We start from the raw sequence: 19,400 nt of genomic DNA on the forward strand, positions 1-19,400 counted from the left end.
CGGGGAGGGCTTGAATACCGGTGATGACGAGAAGCGATGTCGGGCTGCGGTCCGAGCGAGGTCCGATCCTGCTGGCGGTGATGGTCGCCACCGGAGTCGTCGCGATCGATGCGACGATCCTGGCGACCGCGGTCCCGTCGATCGTGGCGGATGTGGGCGGCTTCTCGCAGTTCCCGTGGCTGTTCTCGATCTACCTGCTGACCCAGTCGGTGACCGTCCCCATCTATGCGAAGCTCGCCGACACGATCGGCCGCAAGCGCGTGATCCTCTTCGGCCTCTCGGTCTTCCTCATCGGGTCGATCCTCTGCGGGCTCGCCTGGGACATGCCGAGCCTCATCGCCTTCCGCGCGATCCAGGGCATCGGGGCGGGGGCGGTGCTGCCGATCACGGTCACGATCGTCGGCGACATCTACACGCTGCAGGAGCGGGCACGGATCCAGGGATACATCGCGAGCGTGTGGGGCGTCGCCGCGGTCGCGGGCCCCGCGCTCGGTGGGCTGTTCGCGCAGTGGGACGCCTGGCGCGCGATCTTCTTCGTGAACATCCCGCTGTGCCTCGTGGCGATCTGGCTGCTCGCGCGCGACTACCGCGAGAAGCTCGAGCGCCGCGAGCATCGCATCGACTACGCGGGCTCGCTGCTTCTCACCGCATCCCTCACGCTTCTGCTGCTCGGGGTGCTCGAGGGCGGGCACGGCTGGGCGTGGGATTCGGCGGCGTCGTTCGGCATCTTCGCGGCAGGTGCGGTGCTGCTGGTCGCGTTCGTGCTGGTGGAGCGTCGGGCCGCGGAGCCGGTGCTGCCGCTCTGGGTCTTCCAGCGGCCGCTCCTGCGGGCCACGAACCTCGTGGGCATCTTCATCGGTGTCGCCATGATCGGTCTCACCGCCTTCGTGCCCACCTATCTGCAGATCGGTGTCGGTGCGAGTCCGCTCGTCGCAGGGCTCGCGCTCGCGACCCTGACCATCGGATGGCCGATCGCCGCGTCCGTGTCGGGTCGCCTCTACCTGCGCATCGGATTCCGGGCCACGTCGATGATCGGCGGCGCAGTGGTCGCACTCGGCACCGTTGCACTCGCCTTCGTCGGCCCCTACCCCTCGATCCTGTGGGTGGCTGTGATCTCGTTCGTGATCGGCGTCGGGTTCGGGTTCTCGGCGGTGCCGACGCTCGTCGCGGCGCAATCGAGCGTCGAGTGGGCGGAGCGCGGAGTCGTCACGGGCGCGAACATGTTCGCCCGCTCCGCCGGGCAGGCCGTGGGGGCCGCGTTGCTCGGTGCGGTCGCGAATGCGGTGATCGCGGCGCAGGGCGGCGACGACACGGATCCGGCGACGATCGTCGCCGCGTCGACGGCCGTCTTCATCGCCGCAGCGGTCGTGGGTGTGCTCCTGTTCGCATCGACGATCGCCATCCCGCGCGGGCGTCGCACGGCGGTCGAACAGCAGGGTCCGATCGGCCCATCCGACCCGGCCACGGGGCCCATCGCCGAGGTCGGGTAGCCTCACCGCATGAGCGAGCCCGCCGAGCCGATCGTGCCCACCACGCCGCATCCGAAGCTCGAGGAGCTCGTGGCGGTGCTGGCACACCTCCGTGCACCCGGCGGTTGCGCGTGGGACCGGGAGCAGACGCACGCGTCGCTCGTGCAGTATCTCGTCGAGGAGACCTACGAACTCGTCGATGCGATCGAGGCCGGCGACGATCGCGAGCTCGTCGAGGAGCTCGGCGATGTGCTCTATCAGGTGATCTTCCACTCCGACATCGCGGAGGAGCAGGGCCGCTTCACCCTCGAGGACGTCGCCGCCCACATGACGGCGAAGATGGTGGGCCGGCATCCGCACGTGTTCGGCGATGCCGTGGCGGATACACCGGATCAGGTGATGGCGAACTGGGATCGCCTCAAGGCGGTTGAGAAGCCGGGCCGCGAGAGCGTGCTCGACGGCATCCCGCAGGCGATGCCGGCGCTCGCGCTCGCTGCGAAGCTCGTGGGCCGTGCCGAGAAGGTGGGGCTCGAACCGAATCGCGCCGCCGCAGTGCCTGCGACCGAGGCGGAGCTGGGCGACCGATTGCTCGAGACCGTCGTCGCGGCCCGCGCGGAGGGGCTCGATGCCGAGCGCGCTCTCCGCGACGCGCTCCGCCGACTGCAGGGCGAGATCCGTGATGCGGAGTCGGGGCGCCCGGCTCCCTCGGACGGCTCGGACCGCCCGGATCAGTCGAGCGCGCGAGCCCGGTAGGCGCGCACCGCCATCCGGTTGCCGCACCGGGTGGAGCAGAAGCGCTTCGAGCCGTTCTTCGACAGGTCGACGAAGAGCCCCTCGCAGTCGTCGGCCTCGCACGCACGGAGGCGGTCGGTCCGGCCGCTGCGGACCACGTCGATGAGTCCGATCGCCGCCTCGACGAGGATGCGTTCGGCGAGGGGCGCGCCGCTGTCGACAGCGTGGATGTGCCAGCCGAGCCCGTCATGGTCGACGAGTTGCGGCACGGCGTGCGCGTCTTCGAGGATCGCATTCACCCACGTCACGGTCTGCTCGTCGCCGACGCCCCACACCTCGCGCGCACGGTCACGCGCCGCGCGCACCTCGGCGAGCTCGTGCGCATCCGCGTCGACGCGTCCGGTGAACTTCCACCGAGCCAGCAGGCCCCGGAGTTGCTCGGTCGTCGCGAGCTCGTCGTCACCGCTCTCGGATGCGTCGGCGATCGTGTTCACCAACGCCTGCAGGAAGGTCAGATTGAACTCGGTGTCATGGGTGAAAAGCATTTGACTCCTGACTTCGCGGGGCGCTAGTGTCACGACCGAATCCAACTTAGACCATGACAAGGGGTAGCCATGCGCGCGAGACTGTCAGCGGCGCCGCGCGGACTCACGGGTGTGCTCCTCGGCCTCTCCTCGGCGCTCGCGTTCGGCGCGGGCGGATCCATTGTGAAGCCGCTCTTCTCCGACGGCTGGAGCCCGGCCGCGGCTGTCCTCGCACGGGTGACCGTCGCCGCGATCGTGCTCGCCGTGCCCGGCATCTGGGCAATCCGCGGCCGGATGCGGGTGCTCTGGAACGCTCGCTGGCTCGTGCTGCTCTACGCGACCCTCGCGGTCGCGGGCACTCAGCTGGCCTTCTACGCCGCCATCGAGCGCATCCCGGTGAGCATCGGGCTTCTCATCGAGTACCTCGCGCCGGTCATGCTGTTGCTGCTCATGTGGGCGCGCACCCGTCGGCGCCCGCATCCGATCGTCCTCGTCGGTGCGGCGCTCGCGCTCGGTGGCCTGGTGCTCGTGATCGGACCGAGTGGGTCCGGTGCGCTCGACCCGCTGGGTGTGATGTTCGCGGCGCTCGCGATGATCGGCGTCGCCGTGTACTACGTCATCGGCGACCGGCCGGGCGCGGACATGCCGCCGGTCACCCTCGCCTGGGCCGGCTTCGTGATCGCGGCGCTCGTCTTGGGGGTCGCGGGAGTCGTGGGGATCACGCCGCTCGAGGCGAGCTTCGGTGAGGTCGGCTTCTTCGGCGGTCGTGCCCCCTGGTGGGTGCCGGTGCTCGTCGTCGGCGTCATCTCCACCGCCTTCGCGTACGTCGCGGGCATCACCGCGATCACGAGGCTCGGGACCCGCGTCGCGTCGTTCCTCGGGCTCTCCGAGGTGGTCTTCGCCGGCATCGTCGGGTGGATTGTGCTGGGGGAGGCGATCGGTCCGGTCGCCCTCGCGGGTGCGGCCCTCATCCTCGGCGGCATCGTCCTCGTGCGGATGGAGCCCGCATCCGAGGCGCCCGCGCTGGCCGAGCCGCTCCCGCTCACCGAGCCGATCGCTGTGGTGGCCCCGGTGGGCGACAGCGCGCGCGACGCGACGCCATCGCCCACCTGAATCACGCGATCCGACTGCCCGCCGCGAGCCGTCGGCTGGGCGCGTGGGTGCGTGAGATGGCACCCAGGATGAGCGCCACCGCGAGCGCGAGATGGAGCGCGAGCCCCACCGCCCAGCTCGGAACCGAGTTCTCGATGACCTCGCGCGCTGACGGCGGCTCGACGCTGGGCGAGTATTCGCCGTCGCACTCCGAGTACGAGGTATCGATCTCGGGCGCCGACTGGCTGGATCGGACTCCGTAGGTGATTGAACCGAACACGTCCTTCGGATTGCCGTACGTGTCGAAGTGGATGGGCACGGCGTCCGCGAGCAGCACGTACGGGTTCGCCGCGAGCGTCCACCAGACGCGGTCGAATCGGGGCACCGGCTGCTCGTAGGTGTCGGTGACGCACACCGGATCCTCCGGGAGTCCGGTCACCGGATCGCTCTCGTCGTAGTCGACGGACCAGTCGATGTACTCGTTCGTGACCGTCACCCGCTCCTGCCCGACGAACCCGCCGAGCCCGAAGGCGATGAGCGTGCCGACCGACAGGGCCGCCACGACGAGGTAGGTCGTCACGACCGAGAACAGCGGACGCCGGATGAGACCCGAGAGCCCGACGCCCACGGCGGCCACGACGCCGAGTTCGACGGCGAGCACGAGGATCGACACCACGGCGGTATCCGGCGATGCACCCCCGAGCGCGAGCGCGAAGATCAGGAACGGCAACGCGGCGACGAGGAAGCCGAGGGCCGTGATCCATGCGGCGAGCAGCTTGCCGAGCACGAGCTGCGTCGTCGTCACAAGGGTGACCTGGGTCGTCGCGAGCGTGCCGTTCTCCCGGTCGCCGTTGATCGCCGTGCCGCTCAGCGCCGGTGCGACGAGGGTGCCGAGCAGCAGCACGAAGTAGACGATGATCGAATACAGCACTGCGCCGGGCTGGTCGGTGTTGCTGGTCGCGAGCGTCGTCAGGACCGTCACCACGAGCACGATCACGACGAACACCGCGAGCAGCACGTACCAGGCGACGCCGCGTACGCGCTGCCTCAGCTCGATCGAGGCGATCGTCCAGATCTGCGAGAACGTGTTCATCGTCCGGCCTCCCCGTTCAGGTCGAGGAAGGTTTGTTCGAGGTCGCCGACGGCGGGAGCGAATGCCGTCACCGGCGCCCCCGCCTTCACGAGCTCCGCGAGGAGTGCCGCCGCCGCCTCGTCGCTCGCCACAGGCGCGACGAGCCCCTGCGGGTCCACGCCGATCGCGTCGTCCGGAACACCGGCGGCGACCAGGGCTGCGCGCAGGCCCGTCGGATCGAGGGACCGGATGCGCCAGGGCCGGGCGGTGCGGCGCGCGGCCGCGATGCGCTCGTCGGTGACCGTCGCACCCGCCTCGAGGAACACCGAGCGATCGGCGAGTTCATCGAGCTCGGCGAGCACGTGGCTCGAGACCAGCACGGTGCGACCCTCGGCGGCGAGTCGGCGGAGCAGCACGCGCAGCGCGATCCGCGCCCCCGGGTCGAGACCGGAGGCGGGCTCGTCGAGCAGCAGTACCCGCGGGTCGTGTACGAGCGCGCGGGCGAGGCTCAGCCGCTGCTTCTGGCCGCGGGACAGCACGCGCGTGGGGCGGTCGATGAGTTCGACGAGGTCGACGAGGTCGGTCAGTTCCTCCGCGCGCGCGGCTGCCATCCGCCGGTCCATTCCATAGAGGCGCGCCGTGAGCTCGAGGCTTCGGCGCACCGACAGGTTCGGCCAGGCCCCCAGCACGTCGGGCATCCAGCCGAGGATCCGCCGCACCTCGGCGCTCTGGGTGACCGGGTCGAGCCCCCCGATCCGGATCTCGCCGGAGTCGGGCACGAGAAGTGTTGCGAGCATCAGCAAGAGCGTCGTCTTGCCTGAGCCGTTCGGTCCGACGAGGCCTGTGACCTCGCCCGCCCGTGCGGTGAGGGTGACGTCGCGGACGGCGTGTACGTCGCCGAAGGACCGGGCGAGCGCGACGACCGAGATGTCGGCCGGAGCTGGGCTGGGCGCGGGCGCGGGATCGGGATCGGGCAGGTGGTGGTGTGGAGCACTGCTCATGTGGCGACCCTACGGGGACCGCCCGACGGCGTCATCCCTCCCCGGGATGACGCGGTGTCCGCCCGGGGTCGTCCGCCCGTGATCGGCCGACTCCGGGTCACCGCCGGTCCCGCTCGCACCTGACAGAATCGACGGGTGGCGACGCAGGTGAATCCCCCCCGTGGCATGCGGGACTTCCTCCCTGCCGAGAAGGCGCGGCGCGACCGCGTGCTCGGCGTGATCCGCGAGACCTACCGAGCGCACGGATTCGACGAGATCGAGACGCCCGTGGTCGAGGACTCCGCGCGGCTCAACTCCGGGCTGGGTGGCGACAACGAGAAGCTCGCCTTCGGGGTGCTGCGTCGGGGCCTCGACGTCGACGACCTGCGCACCGCGGGCAGCGTGCTCGACCTCGTCGACCTCGGCCTGCGCTTCGACCTGACCGTCCCGCTCGCACGGTTCTATGCGAGCCACCGGGCCGAGCTGCCCGCCGTGTTCCGCTCCATCCAGGTCGCGCCCGTGTGGCGCGCCGAGCGCCCGCAGAGGGGGCGCTACCGGCAGTTCGTGCAGTGCGACATCGACATCATCGGCGAGCCGGGGATCCAGGCGGAGGCCGAGCTGCTGGTCGCCTCGCTCGCCGCGATCGACGCGCTGGGGCTCGAGGGGGCGTCGATCCGGGTCAACGACCGGCGGCTGCTCGTCGGCATGCTCGACGCGCTCGGATTCGCGGCGGATGCGCACGACCAGGTGCTCGTGACGATCGACAAGCTCGACAAGATCGGCCCCGAGGGTGTGCTCACCGAGCTCACGGAGCGCGGATCCGATCCGGATGCGGTGGGTGCCCTCCGCGATTTCCTGCTGCGACCGCGGCCGGATGAGGCCCCGGAGTTCGGGGAGGCGGCGATCCTCGACGAGTTGCCCGCCGGTGCGGATCGGGCCGTGGTGGCCGATCTCGTGGCGCTCGGCGAGGCGGTCGCGGCCGGCCGAGGGGATGCGTCTGCGCCGCTCGCGTTCGATCCCTTCCTCGTGCGGGGCATGGGCTACTACACCGGCCCGATCTTCGAGTTGGCGCACCCGAGCGTGCCGTATTCGCTCGGCGGCGGTGGGCGCTACGACGGCATGATCGGGCGCTTCCTCGGCATCGAGGTGCCTGCGACGGGCTTCTCGCTCGGGTTCGAGCGGCTGGTCGACCTCGTTGAGGTTCCGGCGACCGTCGGCGGCGCGGCGGTCGCGCTCGTGCACGACGCGGATGCGCCGCTCGCGACCCTGCTCGCGTTGCAGTCCGCCTTCGTCGGTCGTGGAGACCGCGCCCGGCTCGTCGCTCGGGCGAAGAACACGAAGACTCAGCTGGCGCAGCTCGCCGAGCAGGGCTTCACGAGTTTCGCCTTCGTCCGTGCCGACTCCTCCACAGACGCCGACCTCCTCGAGCTGCGCCCGCTCGACTGAATCGGGGGAGGGGCGTCACGCAGAGTCGGTAGGATCGGCTCGGGCGCACTCGCCCGCTCACCACACCTCCGAAGGAGTTCCCCGTGTCTGCTATCGAGGCCGTCGGCGCCCGCGAGATCCTCGACTCCCGAGGCAACCCGACCGTAGAGGTCGAGGTCCTTCTCGAAGACGGAACGGTCGCGCGCGCGGCCGTGCCCTCCGGTGCCTCCACCGGGGCGTTCGAGGCCTACGAACTGCGTGATGGCGACAAGGGTCGCTACCTCGGCAAGGGCGTGCAGAAGGCCGTCGACGGCGTGCTCGACGTGCTCGGCCCGGCCATCGAGGGCTTCGAGGCGAGCGACCAGCGTCTCGTCGACGCGGAGCTGATCGCGGCCGACGGCACCGACAACAAGTCGCGTCTCGGCGCGAACGCCCTTCTCGGCGTCTCGCTCGCGGTCGCCAAGGCCGCCGCCGACTCGGCAGACCTCCCGCTGTTCCGCTACCTCGGCGGGCCGAACGCCCACACCCTCCCGGTGCCGCTGCTCAACGTCATCAACGGCGGCGCCCACGCCGACACCAACGTCGACATCCAGGAGTTCTTCCTCGTGCCGCTCGGCGCCGAGACCTTCTCCGAGTCGCTGCGCTGGGGCGTCGAGACCTACCACACGCTCAAGGGCCTGCTGAAGGCGAAGGGGCTCGCCACGGGCCTCGGCGACGAAGGCGGATTCGCTCCCGAGCTCGCGAGCAACCGCGCCGCTCTCGACTTCCTGCTCGAGGCGATCGAGAAGGCGGGCTTCACGCCGGGCACCGACATCGCCGTGGGCCTCGACGTGGCCTCGACCGAGTTCTTCGAGGACGGCGTGTACGCCTTCGAAGGCAAGAAGCTCAGCTCGGCCGAGCTCACCTCGTACTTCGAGGCGCTCATCGCCGACTACCCGCTCGTCACCATCGAGGACCCGCTTGCCGAAGACGACTGGGAGGGCTACCAGGCGCTGACCGCCGCGGTGGGCGACAAGGTGCAGATCGTCGGCGACGACCTGTTCGTCACCAACCCGAAGCGCCTGCAGAAGGGTCTCGACCTCGGCGTCGCCAACTCGATCCTCGTGAAGGTCAACCAGATCGGCACGCTGACCGAGACGCTCGACGCGGTCTCCAAGGCGCAGCGTCACGGCTACACGGCGATCCTCTCGCACCGTTCGGGCGAGACCGAGGACACCACGATCGCCGACCTCGCGGTCGCGACGGACGCCGGCCAGATCAAGACCGGCGCCCCCGCGCGGTCCGAGCGCGTCGCCAAGTACAACCAGCTTCTGCGCATCGAGGAGGAGCTCGGCGAGGCCGCGGTGTTCGCGGGTCGCTCGGCGTTCCCCCGCGCGTAGCGCGGCCACGTTCAACAGCGCCGGTTAGCCTGGTCGGGTGAGCCCGAAGTCCCGCACCGAACGCGTTCCCGTCGCGATGGCAGAGCCCTCGCGCGGTGCGTTGTGGTTGCGGAACTTCCGGCTCTCCGGCTTCGCACTCACCGTTCTCCTGCTGATCGTCGCCGCCCTCGTGGTGCTCGCGCCGCGGTTCAAAACGCTCGTCGAGCAGCGTCAGCAGATCGCGCAGCTCGAGCAGGAGGTGGCGAACGCCCAGGATCGCCTCGATGAGCTCGACGCGGAGGTTGCCCGGTGGAGCGACCCCGCGTACGTCGAGGCGCAGGCGCGCGACCGGCTCTACTACGTGTTCCCCGGCGACACGAGCTACCTCGTGATCGACGACGCGGAGGACGCGGCGACAGACGACGACCAGCCGATCAGCGACACCATCCAGTCGACCCAGGTGGACTGGATGGACGCGCTGCTCGCATCCGTCTACACGGCGGGGCTGACCGACGCGACGCCGGAGCAGCTCGACAGCCCGACCCAGATCGACAGTCCGGATGAGTCGGGCGGCTCGGACGAGTCCGGCGACGGAGATGAGGGATGACCCGACCGCCGTTCGCTCCGCCGACCGAGGCGGAGATCGCCGTGATCTCGGCGCAACTCGGCCGCCCCGCGCGCGGCGTGCTCGGCGTCGCCGCGCGCTGCGTCTGCGGCAACCCGACCGTCGTGGCGACGAGCCCGCGGCTGCCGGACGGCACCCCGTTCCCCACGCTCTACTACCTCTCCCACCCCGGTGCGACCGCGGCGATGTCGACCCTCGAGGCGACCGGCGTGATGACCGAGCTCGCCGCGACACTTGAGGGGGAGGTCGCCGACGCCTACCGGGCCGCCCACGCCTCCTATCTCGCGGATCGCGAGAGCCTCCTCGAGGTGCCCGAGATCGCCGGCTTCTCGGCCGGGGGGATGCCCGAGCGGGTCAAGTGCCTGCACGCGCTCGCCGCGCACGCGCTCGCCGCGGGACCCGGGGTCAACCCGATCGGCGATGCCGCACTCGCCCGATCCAGCTGGTCGCCCGAGCGCTGCACGTGCGCCGAGCCGGGCGCCGCGCTCGAGGACTGACATGCGGCGTGCGCGTCCGATCGCCGCGCTCGCGGTCGTGCTCGCCGCGGTCGGTTCCGCCGCGGTCGGCCCGGTCGGCCCCGCATCCGCCGTCCCCACGGCGTCCGGATCCACGGCCGATCTCGTGCGCGAGAACGAGTACTGGCTCGACGACTACGGCATCCGCGACGCCTGGCAGACCACCCGCGGCGCAGGGGTGACCATTGCGATCATCGACACGGGGGTCGGCGATCCGCCGGATCTGCAGGGCGCGATCGCGGGAGGGGCCGACTTCTCGGGCGAGGGCAGTTCCGACGGGCGCACCCCTGTCGGGTCAGACCCCGAGCACGGCACCCTCGTCGCTTCCCTCGCCGTGGGCCGGGGCACCGGACCCGGTTCCGGGGTGATCGGGTCGGCCCCCGAAGCGCGTGTGCTCGCGATCTCGATCGGATTCGGGGGCGGCGATTCGGATGCGCAGATCGCCGATGCGGTGCGCTGGGCCGTCGACAACGGGGCCGACATCATCTCGATGTCGCTCACGCGCAACACCCTCGACTGGCCTCCGAGTTGGGACGAAGCGTTCCTCTACGCGATGCGCAACGACGTCGTCGTGCTGGCGGCGGCGGGCAACCGCGGGTCCGGTACGACCGAGGTCGGCGCGCCCGCGACGATGCCGGGGGTGCTGACCGTCGCCGGGGTCGACCGCGAGGGGAGGGCGAGCGACCTCGCCTCCACTCAAGGGGTCACGATCGGGGTTGCGGCACCCAGTGAGGACCTCGTGGGCGTCATGCCGGACGGCTCGTACGTCCGCTGGAACGGGACGAGCGGGGCCACACCGATCGTCGCGGGTGTCGTGGCGCTCGTGCGCGCCGCGCATCCGGAGCTCGACGCCGCGAACGTCATCCAGCGCCTCGTCGCGACGGCGCGTGACGCGGGCGACCCGGGTCCGGATGTCGCCTACGGGTTCGGCATCCTCGACGCGGAGGCGGCCGTGACCGCATCCGTGCCCCGGGTCGATGAGAACCCCATGGGCGACCTCGCCGAGTGGATCCGCGTGAACCGCCGTCAGGACGCCGAGGGGGCGGGGATCGCGCCGGGCCCGGCGCCGGTCGAGCGATCGGTGCCCGAGGACTCGTTCGACCCGATCGGGGTCCTGCTGCCGAGCCCTCTGCTGCTCAGCCAGGTCGGCGCTCCGCTCCTCGGAGCCGCGCTCGTGGTGTTCGTCGTGGCGGGTGTGGCCTGGGGGGCCATTGGTCCGTACAGGCGGCGTTCGCGCAGGCGGTAGATTGGACCCGACTTTTTCCAATCGAGGAGAGAACCCCCTGGTGCGCAAGATTCTGATCGTCGGCGGCGGCTACGCCGGTCTCTATACCGCTAAGAAGCTCGAGAAGCACCTTCGCCGAGGCGAAGCCGAGGTCACGATGGTCGACCCGCTTCCGTACATGACGTACCAGCCGTTCCTGCCGGAGGTGGCGGCCGGCTCGATCGAGCCGCGTCACGCGGTCGTCGGCCACCGTCGTCACCTGAAGACCACCAAGGTCGTCACGGCGAAGGTCACGAAGGTCGACCACGCGTCGAAGACCGCCGAGATCACGCCCGCCGTCGGCGAGCCGTGGACGGTGGATTACGACACCATCGTGATGACGGCAGGTGCCGTGTCGCGCACTTTCCCGATCCCGGGGGTCGCCGACCAGGCGATCGGGCTCAAGACGATCGAGGAGGCCGCGTCGATCCGCGACCGCCTCACCGACAACTTCGTGAAGGCGTCGAACCTCCCCGCCGGGCCGGAGCGCGACCGTCTGCTGACGGTCGTCGTCGTCGGCGGCGGATTCGCCGGTATCGAGGTCTTCGCGGAGCTGCGCAGCATGGCGAGCTCGCTCGTCGCGTCGTTCGACACGATCTCGTTCGACGACACGCACTTCCACCTCATCGAGGCGATGGGGCGCATCATGCCCGAGGTGTCGCTCAAGACGAGCCACTGGGTGCTCAAGAACCTCGACAAGCGCGGCGCCAAGGTGCACCTCGACACGCAGCTCGCGAGCGCGGTCGACGGCCGCATCGAGCTGTCCACGGGCGAGACCTTCGAGTCGGACCTCATCGTCTGGACGGCCGGTGTGATGGCGAACCCCGTGGTGCGCGGCACCGACCTGCCGCTCGAGGAACGCGGACGGCTTCGCGCGAAGGCCGACCTTCGGATCGTGGATGAGAACGGCGAGGTGGTCCCGGATGCGTGGGCCGCCGGCGATGTCGCTGCGGTTCCGGACCTCACGGGTGCGGGCGTCGGCGGATTCTGCGTGCCGAACGCGCAGCACGCCGTGCGCCAGGGCAAGCGGCTCGCGAAGAACATCACCGCGGTGATGCGTGACGAGGCGCCGGTCGACTACTTCCACAAGAACCTCGGTGCGGTCGCGGGCCTCGGCCTCTACGTGGGCGTGTATCAGTGGCGCAAGCTCGCCATCAAGGGCTTCGTGGCCTGGGTCATGCACCGCGGGTACCACGGCCTGGCGATCCCGTTCTGGGAGCGCAAGATCCGCGTCTTCGGCAACTGGATCCTGAACTTCCTGCTTCGGCGCGACCTCGTGGGCATCCCCGCCCGCGACGTGCCGCGCGAGGCGTTCGAGACCTTCGCGTCGCGCCCCAAGGCCTAGCGCACGACGAAACGGGCCCGGGCGACGTATCGCCCGGGCCCGTTCGCATGCCCGCCGCCATGTGACCCCCATCCGCCGAGATGTCCTTTTTTGCACATCTCGCAAGCCGAGATGTGCAAAAAAGGACATCTCGCGGGATGAGGTCAGGAGGTGATGTCCACACTGGGTGCCCGCCGGGTTGGCGAGGGCGGATTCTCGCGAGGAGGGGCCCGGCCGTCAAGCGGGGTGACGCTTTCCGTGTGCCGGTGCATCGTGACGTCATGGACACGAAGCGCGAAGTGAAGAAGGCGGCGGCTGCGACCGACTGGAATCCGGTGACGATGCTGCACGACTGGGGACTGCGGTCGAGTCACGCATATAGCGCGGGGTTCCTCTCGATCGGGCTGTCGTTCGTGTCGTGGCTGGTCTCGCGTGGGCGCAAGGAGCCGCGCGACCAGTCCGACCGCTGGGGTCTGTTCGTCGGCGAGTGGGCGCCGACGTTCTTCGCTCTCGGGATCGCCCTCAAGCACGAGGAGCGCTGAGCGCTCCCGGTCGTCGCCCCCCATCCGCCGAGATGTCCGTTTTTGCACATCTCGCAAGCCGAGATGTGCAAAAAAGGACATCTCGCGGGGTAAGGGGGTGGGTCAGCGGCGCTCAGCGGCGCCGGTGATGCACGGCCTGGTGCGCAAGTCGCCAGTGCCCTCGCTGGGATTCGAACCCAGACTGAGGCGATTTTAAGTCGCCTGCCTCTGCCGATTGGGCTACGAGGGCGCGCCCCCATTCTCGCCACCCGGGCCCGCCGAGATGTCCGTTTTGGCACATTTCGCCGCGCGAAATGTGCCAAAACGGACATCTCGCGGGATTGGGGGACAGGGGGACAGGGCGCGGTCGGGCGGATTCACTCGAATGGGGGAGTAGCGGGGGGAGTCGGGTGTCTGGGACACTTGTCCAACTTCGCGCGGGCCCCGACGCTCACGTGAACAGGATGAGGGGAGTCGCGTGGCCCGGATGCCCGCCGCCGAGCGCCGTGTCGCGCTCGCCCGCGCCGCCCTCGCCGTCGCCGACCGCGACGGGGTCCACGCCGCCACCACCCGCGCGATCGTCGCGGAGGCGGGGATGCCGCTCTCGAGCTTCCACTACGCCGTCCCGTCGCGCGACGAGCTGCTCCGCGACGTCGTCGCGCTCGTCGTCGAAGGGGAATCCGACGCCGCTCTCGCCGAACTGCTCGCCGGCGCAGATGACGTGCCCACCGTCCTCCGTCGCACCCTCGGCGCCTACCTCGAGCACGTGCGCACCGCCCCCGGGCGTGAGCAGGCGATGTTCGAGCTCACCCAGTACGCGCTCCGCACCGCCGAGCTCGCCGACCTTCCCGCCGCCCAGTACGCCCGCTACCACGCGACCGCGGAAGCGCTGCTGACGGCGGCCGAGCAGCACCTCGGCATCCGCTGGAGTGCTCCGGTCTCCGATCTCGCGCGCCTCGTCGTCACGATCACCGACGGCGTCACCCTCGGCTGGCTCGCGGATCGCGATGACGCAGCCGCCGACCGCACCCTCGACCTCGCCACGGCCGCTCTGGCGCCGTTCGCGCACCCCGCCCCCGCCCCTGTCCCCGTCCCATCCGCCCCCCGCACCACACCGCTGGAGGAAGCATGACCGCACCACGGATCGGCACCACCCCGACCTCGGCAGCCTTCGCCGAACCGCAGCGCGCCGTCTCGGGCGCCTGGGTCACCGCGTTCGCCGCCGCCTGGCTGGGCGTCTGGATGGCGCAACTCGGCCCCTTCCAGGTGCTGTTGCCCGTGCAGGTCGATACCGAGCTGGGCATTGACGGCGGCGGCGACTGGACCCAGTCGGTCGTCGCGTTCGGGGTGATCTCCGGCATCGCGGGAGCGTGTGCCATCGTCGCGTTCCCGGTCACCGGCTTCCTCTCCGACCGCACCACCTCACGCCTCGGTCGCCGGCGTCCGTGGGTCATCGGCGGTGCCGCGCTGTTCGCGCTGTCGCTCGTGGCTCTCGGGCTCGTGCACGGCATCGAGCTCATCGCCGTGTTCTGGTCGCTCGCGATCGTCGGGTTCTGCGTGCTCGCCTCGGCTCTCACGGCGCTGATCTCGGACCTCGTGCCGGTACGCCAGCGAGGCTTTGTCTCCGGGTGGATGTCGGCACCGCAGGCGGTCGGCATCATCCTCGGCGTGCTGCTCATCACCGAGGTCTTCGTCAACACGCTCCCCGGGTACCTCGCGATGGCGATCGGCCTCGTGATCCTTGTCATCCCGATCCTGATCGCCGCCAAGGAGATTCCGATCACGAAGCAGGAGCGGCCCCCGGCCACGGTCGGCGCGCTGCTGCGCGGAATGTGGATCTCGCCGAGCAAGCACCCCGACTTCGCGTGGACCCTCGCGAGCCGCGTGCTCGTCAACACCGGCAACGCCCTCGGCACCGGTCTGCTGCTCTACTACCTCGCGTTCGGACTTGAGATCGGCATCGAGGATGCCGAGGATGCCCTGCTTCCGCTCATCGTCGTGTACCTCATCGGCGTCGTCATCTCGGCACTCGTCGTCGGGTACCTCTCCGACCGGCTCGCCCGCCGCAAGATCTTCGTGATCTGGGGCTCGCTCGCGCAGGCGATCGCGGCGTTCGTGCTCGTGTTCGTCACGAGCTACGAGGCCACGTTCGTCGCGGGCGGGCTCCTCGGGCTCGGCTACGGCGCGTTCCTCGCCGTCGACCAGGCGCTTGCCACGCAGGTGCTGCCCGATCCGCACGACCGCGGCAAGGACCTCGGCATCATGAACATCGCGTTCCAGGTCCCGCAGGCGCTCGCGCCGCTGCTCGGTGCCTGGGTCGTCGCATCGCTCGGCGGATTCCGCGGCCTGTTCATGCTGGCGGCGCTCGCCGCGACGCTCGGCGCGCTCGTGGTCTCGCTCGTGCGGGATGTGAAGTAGGCGCCGTGATCCAGCTCTCTCCGCAGACCGAACGCCCGTGGCGTGAGTCGTCGTCGTGGTGGCCTGGGCTCACCGAGGCGACCGCCGAGCTCGATCCGCCCTACGGCACCATCTCGGTCGAGGCGCTCGCCGCGAACGCGCACGACATGCTCCAGCGCGCCCAGGGCACCACGATCCGCGTGGCGAGCAAGTCGGTGCGGGTACGCGCCGTGCTCGATGCCGTGCTCGCGCTTCCGGGCTATCGCGGCATCCTCGCCTACACACTGCCCGAGGCGCTGTGGCTCGCCGACATCTGCGACGACGTCGTGGTGGGCTACCCGACCGCCGACCGCGCCGCGATCGCGCAGCTCGCGGCCGACGAGCGGCTTGCCTCGCGGGTGACCCTCATGATCGACTCGGTCGAGCAGCTCGACCTCGTCGACGCGGTCGTCCCGCCCGACGCGCGTGCCACGATCCGGGTCTGCCTCGAGCTCGACGCGAGCTTCCGCAACCCGATCCTCGGGCACGTGGGTGTGCGGCGTTCGCCTGTGCGCGACGCGGCTGCCGCCTCCGCGCTCGCGGCGGCCATCGACCGTCGGCCGGGGTTCCGGCTCGTCGGCATGATGGCGTATGAGGCGCAGATCGCCGGCGTCGGGAACCGCGGACCGGGCAAGGTCGCGATCCGGGCCATGCAGCGGGCATCCGCCGCGGAGCTCCGGGAGCGGCGCGGTGCCGCGGTCGCCGCGGTGCGCGAGATCGCTCCCCTCGAGTTCGTGAACGGGGGAGGCACCGGCTCGCTCGAGTCGACTCACGCTGACCCTTCGGTCACCGAGATCGCGGCGGGTTCGGGGCTCTTTGGCCCCCTGCTGTTCGACGGATACGAGCATTTCCGACCCGCTCCGGCTGCGGCTTTCGCGTTGAGCGTCGTGCGCCGACCCACCCCCGAGATCGCGACGGTGCTGGGCGGCGGATGGATCGCATCCGGTCCGCCCGGAGACGACCGCCTGCCGCGTCCCGTGTGGCCCGAGGGGCTCGCGTACTTGCCGCGGGAGGCGGCGGGCGAGGTGCAGACTCCGGTGCGCGGCGAGGCCGCCCGTAACCTGCGGGTCGGCGACCGCGTCTGGTTCCGTCACGTGAAGGCGGGCGAGATCTCCGAGCATCTGGACGAATTCGTGCTCGTCGAGGACGGCCGCATCCTCGACCGCATCCCCACCTACCGCGGCGAGGGAAAGGTGTTCCTGTGACCGCGACCGCACCCGACCGCACCTCCGAGGTGCTGCGTCCGTCCAGCGGCTGGAGCAACTGGGGCCGAAGCGCCGCGTCGACCCCCGCCTTCCGCGCGTCGCCGTCGAGCGTCGCGGAAGTGCAGGAGGTCGTCCGTGCCGCCCGCGAGCGGGGGCTCCCCGTGAAGGTCGTCGGAGCGGGTCACAGCTTCACGTCGATCGCCGCGACCGACGGCATCCTCGTCGACCTCGACCGGATGCAGGGCGTCCGCGCCGTCGACACCGAACGCGGCCGGGTGACGCTCGCGGCGGGCACGCGGCTTCACCAGCTGCCCGAGCTGCTCGCTCCGCACGGTCTCGCTCTGCAGAACATGGGCGACATCGACCGGCAGTCGATCGCGGGTGCGACCTCCACCGGCACCCACGGCACGGGTCTCGCCTTCGGCGGCCTGGCCACGACGATCACCGGAGCGGTGCTCGTCACGGGCGACGGCCAGGTGCTCGTCGTCGACGAGCAGACGAACCCGGAGCTGCTCCCGGCCGTGCGGCTGGGTCTCGGCGCGCTCGGCATCCTCGTCGAACTCACGATCCAATGCGTGCCGGCTTACCTGCTGCGCGCTGTCGAGCACCCGGAACCGTTCGACGTGATCGACGAGTTCCGCGCGCGTGTGGAGGCCGTGGACCACTTCGAGCTCTACTGGTGGCCGCACACGACGCGCGTCATGACCAAGACGAACTCGCGCCTCGCCCCAGAGGCGGGCCGCTCGCCCGTGGGCCCGGTGGCGAACTGGTTCGAGGAACGCCTCATGTCGAACGGCGCGCTCGCCCTCACCTGCAACATCGGGCGGATGGCGCCCAAGCTGACGCCGGCGATCAACCGTCTCGCCACGCGTGTCTACGGCGATCGGGAGTACACCGACCACTCCTACGAGGTGTTCACCGCGCCCCGCAACGTGCGCTTCCGTGAGATGGAGTACGCGATGCCGCTCGACGCGGTGCCGTCGGCGCTGCGCGAACTGCGGGAGCTCATCGATCGCTCCGGCTGGACGATCTCGTTCCCGGTCGAGGTGCGTGCTGTGGCCGCCGACGAGAACTGGCTCTCCACCGCCCACGGGCGCGAGTCCGGGTACATCGCGGTCCACCGGTACGTGAAGGACGACCCGGAGGAGTACTTCCGGGCCGCGGAGCAGATCTTCCTCGCTCACGAGGGGCGCCCGCACTGGGGCAAGATGCACTACCTCGATGCCGCCGTGTTCGCGGATCGCTACCCGCGCTTCGGTGACTTCACCGCCGTGCGCGACCGCCTCGATCCGGATCGCACCTTCCGCAACGCGTACCTTGACCGCGTGCTCGGAGCCTGACCCCCGGGATGACCGGCGCCCACCCGATGTGCGGCGCCGGTCATCCGCTCATCGGGTGCGTCGCCGGAGGGTGAGCGCCGCGAGCACGAGCGCACCGAGTGCGAAGACGCCGACGACGAGCAGGTCGAGCAGCACGTCTCCGGTCGCGTCCGACTCGGAGCTCACGAGCGACAGCGCGTCGACCGAGTACGACAGCGGCAGCCAGTCGGAGATCGCGTGCAGCACGTCGGGCATCTCGTCGCGCGCGAGGAAGATGCCGCCCAACAGCACCTGCGGTGCCACGACGAGTGGCATGAACTGAACCACCTGGAACTCGTTCGCGGCGAACGCGCTCGCCAGCAGCCCGAGCATCGTGCCGAGCAGCCCGTTCACGACCGCGACGACGACGAGCAGCCACACCTCGCCCTCGACGCTCAGCCCGCACACCCATACGGCCCAGGCGACGGCGACGAGCGCCTGCAGGGTCGCGAGCAGTCCGAAGGCGAGGGCGTATCCGCCGATCAGGTCGCCCTTTCCGAGCGGCAGCGCGAGCAGGCGCTCGAGGGTGCCGCTGCGACGCTCGCGGAGGGTCGTGATGCTCGTCACGAGGAACATCACGATGAAGGGGAAGAGGCCGAGCATGGCCGGACCCACCTCGTCGAAGACAGGTGTGTCGTCGAAGATCCAGGCGATGAGCCCCACCAGCAGCGCCGGCACGACCAGAAGCAGAACGATCGTGCGGGGATCGTGACGGACCTGCGTGAGGATGCGCCCGGCCGTCGCGAGCGTCAGCCGGGGGCTCATGCCGCGGCCTCCGTCTCGTGGGCGATGATGCGCAGGAACGCGTCATCGTGGTCGGTCGCGCCGGTGGCGGTGAGGAGACCGGAGGGGGTGTCGTCTGCGACGATCCGCCCGTCGCGCACGAGGAGCAGCCGGTCGCAGCGCCGGGCCTCATCCATCACGTGGCTCGAGACGAGGAGCGTAGCGCCGCTGTCGGCGAGCCGTCGGAACAGTTCCCACAGCTCCTGGCGGAGGGCGGGATCGAGCCCGACGGTGGGCTCGTCGAGCACGAGCAGACGCGGCGTACCGAGCAGTGCGATCCCGAGCGACACCCGGCTGCGCTGGCCTCCGGAGAGGTTCGCGACCATGCGGGTCGCGACCTCGCCGAGCCCGACCTCCTGGATCACCCGGGCGACGTCCGCGCGTGGTGCTCGCAGGACGCGCCGGAAGTAGTCGAGGTTCTGCTCGACGGTCAGGTCGTCGTAGATCGCGGGTGACTGGGACATGTATCCGACCGCCGACCGCAGCGACCGCTCGCCCGCCGGACGACCGAGGACGCGCACCTCACCCGCGGTGATCCGCTGTGCGCCGACGATCGTGCGCATGAGTGTGGTCTTGCCCGATCCGCTCGGCCCGAGCAGACCCACGATCTGCCCGGACGGCACGTGGACGTCGATCCCGTGCAGCACCTCGACCCGCCCGCGGCGGATCACGAGGCCGGTCGCGACGACCGCCTCCGAATAATTCACCATGCGATGA

19 protein-coding genes and 1 tRNA gene are annotated in these 19,400 nt (G+C 70.5%); 14 read left to right on the forward strand and 6 right to left on the reverse strand.

Annotation, left to right across the window (positions count from 1 at the left end):
* Positions 1-23: 23 nt before the first annotated feature.
* Positions 24-1,490, forward strand: coding sequence for an MFS transporter (locus FVQ89_RS06525; RefSeq protein WP_187264937.1), 1,467 nt, complete (start codon positions 24-26; stop codon positions 1,488-1,490).
* Positions 1,491-1,499: 9 nt separating this feature from the next.
* Positions 1,500-2,222 (forward strand): YabN family protein, encoded by a 723-nt coding sequence (locus FVQ89_RS06530; protein ID WP_147901040.1) that lies wholly within the window; start codon positions 1,500-1,502, stop codon positions 2,220-2,222.
* Here the strand turns inward: FVQ89_RS06530 and FVQ89_RS06535 are convergent.
* On the reverse strand, positions 2,198-2,746 hold the full coding sequence (locus tag FVQ89_RS06535; protein ID WP_187264938.1) for a CGNR zinc finger domain-containing protein: 549 nt from the start codon (positions 2,744-2,746) through the stop codon (positions 2,198-2,200). The two genes, FVQ89_RS06530 and FVQ89_RS06535, sit on opposite strands and share 25 nt — an antisense overlap.
* 69 nt (positions 2,747-2,815) lie before the next feature.
* On the opposite strand from FVQ89_RS06535, the gene FVQ89_RS06540 reads away from it, so the two are divergent.
* On the forward strand, positions 2,816-3,838 hold the full coding sequence (locus FVQ89_RS06540) for a DMT family transporter (RefSeq protein WP_222706048.1): 1,023 nt from the start codon (positions 2,816-2,818) through the stop codon (positions 3,836-3,838).
* A 1-nt stretch (position 3,839) separates the two neighbouring features.
* Here the strand turns inward: FVQ89_RS06540 and FVQ89_RS06545 are convergent, their stop codons facing one another.
* Together FVQ89_RS06545 and FVQ89_RS06550 are read right to left on the reverse strand one after the other, a co-directional pair.
* A complete protein-coding gene (locus tag FVQ89_RS06545) occupies positions 3,840-4,910 on the reverse strand; it encodes an ABC transporter permease (protein ID WP_147901041.1) in 1,071 nt (356 codons plus the stop codon).
* Positions 4,907-5,890 (reverse strand): ABC transporter ATP-binding protein, encoded by a 984-nt coding sequence (locus tag FVQ89_RS06550; protein ID WP_147901042.1) that lies wholly within the window; start codon positions 5,888-5,890, stop codon positions 4,907-4,909. Before FVQ89_RS06550 ends, FVQ89_RS06545 begins: the two co-directional genes overlap by 4 nt.
* A 165-nt stretch (positions 5,891-6,055) precedes the next feature.
* On the opposite strand from FVQ89_RS06550, the gene FVQ89_RS06555 reads away from it, so the two are divergent.
* The 7 genes from FVQ89_RS06555 (at position 6,056) to FVQ89_RS06585 (ending at position 12,922) form a co-directional block, all read left to right on the forward strand.
* Positions 6,056-7,315 (forward strand): HisS family protein, encoded by a 1,260-nt coding sequence (locus FVQ89_RS06555; protein ID WP_222706072.1) that lies wholly within the window; start codon positions 6,056-6,058, stop codon positions 7,313-7,315.
* Between the two features lie 83 nt (positions 7,316-7,398).
* Positions 7,399-8,673 carry a phosphopyruvate hydratase gene (gene eno / locus FVQ89_RS06560; RefSeq protein ID WP_147901044.1) on the forward strand — a complete coding sequence of 425 codons (1,275 nt, stop codon included), beginning with the start codon at positions 7,399-7,401 and terminating at the stop codon, positions 8,671-8,673.
* Positions 8,674-8,710: 37 nt separating this feature from the next.
* Positions 8,711-9,259: a septum formation initiator family protein gene (locus tag FVQ89_RS06565; RefSeq protein WP_255513457.1), complete on the forward strand. Its 549-nt coding sequence runs from the start codon at positions 8,711-8,713 to the stop codon at positions 9,257-9,259.
* Positions 9,256-9,774: a DUF501 domain-containing protein gene (locus FVQ89_RS06570; RefSeq protein WP_147901045.1), complete on the forward strand. Its 519-nt coding sequence runs from the start codon at positions 9,256-9,258 to the stop codon at positions 9,772-9,774. Before FVQ89_RS06565 ends, FVQ89_RS06570 begins: the two co-directional genes overlap by 4 nt.
* Before the next feature lies 1 nt (position 9,775).
* On the forward strand, positions 9,776-11,038 hold the full coding sequence (locus FVQ89_RS06575) for a S8 family serine peptidase (RefSeq protein WP_147901046.1): 1,263 nt from the start codon (positions 9,776-9,778) through the stop codon (positions 11,036-11,038).
* 40 nt (positions 11,039-11,078) lie between these two features.
* Positions 11,079-12,401, forward strand: a complete 1,323-nt coding sequence (locus FVQ89_RS06580; RefSeq protein ID WP_147901047.1) for an NAD(P)/FAD-dependent oxidoreductase — start codon at positions 11,079-11,081, stop codon at positions 12,399-12,401.
* Between the two features lie 260 nt (positions 12,402-12,661).
* On the forward strand, positions 12,662-12,922 hold the full coding sequence (locus FVQ89_RS06585; protein ID WP_255513458.1) for a hypothetical protein: 261 nt from the start codon (positions 12,662-12,664) through the stop codon (positions 12,920-12,922).
* A 155-nt stretch (positions 12,923-13,077) separates the two neighbouring features.
* Here the strand turns inward: FVQ89_RS06585 and FVQ89_RS06590 are convergent.
* Positions 13,078-13,151 (reverse strand) — tRNA-Leu (locus tag FVQ89_RS06590).
* Between the two features lie 237 nt (positions 13,152-13,388).
* Between FVQ89_RS06590 and FVQ89_RS06595 the strand changes: the two genes are divergently transcribed.
* The 4 genes from FVQ89_RS06595 to FVQ89_RS06610 are packed head-to-tail and all read left to right on the forward strand — an operon-like array spanning position 13,389 to position 17,882.
* Positions 13,389-14,033: a TetR/AcrR family transcriptional regulator gene (locus FVQ89_RS06595; protein WP_255513510.1), complete on the forward strand. Its 645-nt coding sequence runs from the start codon at positions 13,389-13,391 to the stop codon at positions 14,031-14,033.
* Positions 14,030-15,319 (forward strand): MFS transporter, encoded by a 1,290-nt coding sequence (locus FVQ89_RS06600; protein WP_255513459.1) that lies wholly within the window; start codon positions 14,030-14,032, stop codon positions 15,317-15,319. Before FVQ89_RS06595 ends, FVQ89_RS06600 begins: the two co-directional genes overlap by 4 nt.
* A gap of 8 nt (positions 15,320-15,327) precedes the next feature.
* Complete coding sequence (locus tag FVQ89_RS06605) at positions 15,328-16,542, forward strand: amino acid deaminase/aldolase (RefSeq protein ID WP_147901538.1); 1,215 nt, start codon at positions 15,328-15,330, stop codon at positions 16,540-16,542.
* The gene (locus FVQ89_RS06610; protein ID WP_255513460.1) at positions 16,539-17,882 is read left to right on the forward strand and encodes a D-arabinono-1,4-lactone oxidase; all 1,344 of its coding nucleotides are present in this window, start codon (positions 16,539-16,541) and stop codon (positions 17,880-17,882) included. The genes FVQ89_RS06605 and FVQ89_RS06610 overlap by 4 nt, the downstream gene beginning before the upstream one ends.
* Before the next feature lie 48 nt (positions 17,883-17,930).
* Here FVQ89_RS06610 and FVQ89_RS06615 read toward each other — a convergent pair whose 3' ends face one another.
* Positions 17,931-18,665, reverse strand: coding sequence for an ABC transporter permease (locus tag FVQ89_RS06615; protein WP_147901049.1), 735 nt, complete (start codon positions 18,663-18,665; stop codon positions 17,931-17,933).
* The gene (locus FVQ89_RS06620) at positions 18,662-19,393 is read right to left on the reverse strand and encodes an ABC transporter ATP-binding protein (protein ID WP_147901050.1); all 732 of its coding nucleotides are present in this window, start codon (positions 19,391-19,393) and stop codon (positions 18,662-18,664) included. Before FVQ89_RS06620 ends, FVQ89_RS06615 begins: the two co-directional genes overlap by 4 nt.
* Between the last annotated feature and the right edge of the window lie 7 nt (positions 19,394-19,400).

Origin of the sequence: Homoserinibacter sp. GY 40078 (genome assembly GCF_008017545.1) — a bacterium.
GTDB lineage: Bacteria > Actinomycetota > Actinomycetes > Actinomycetales > Microbacteriaceae > Homoserinibacter.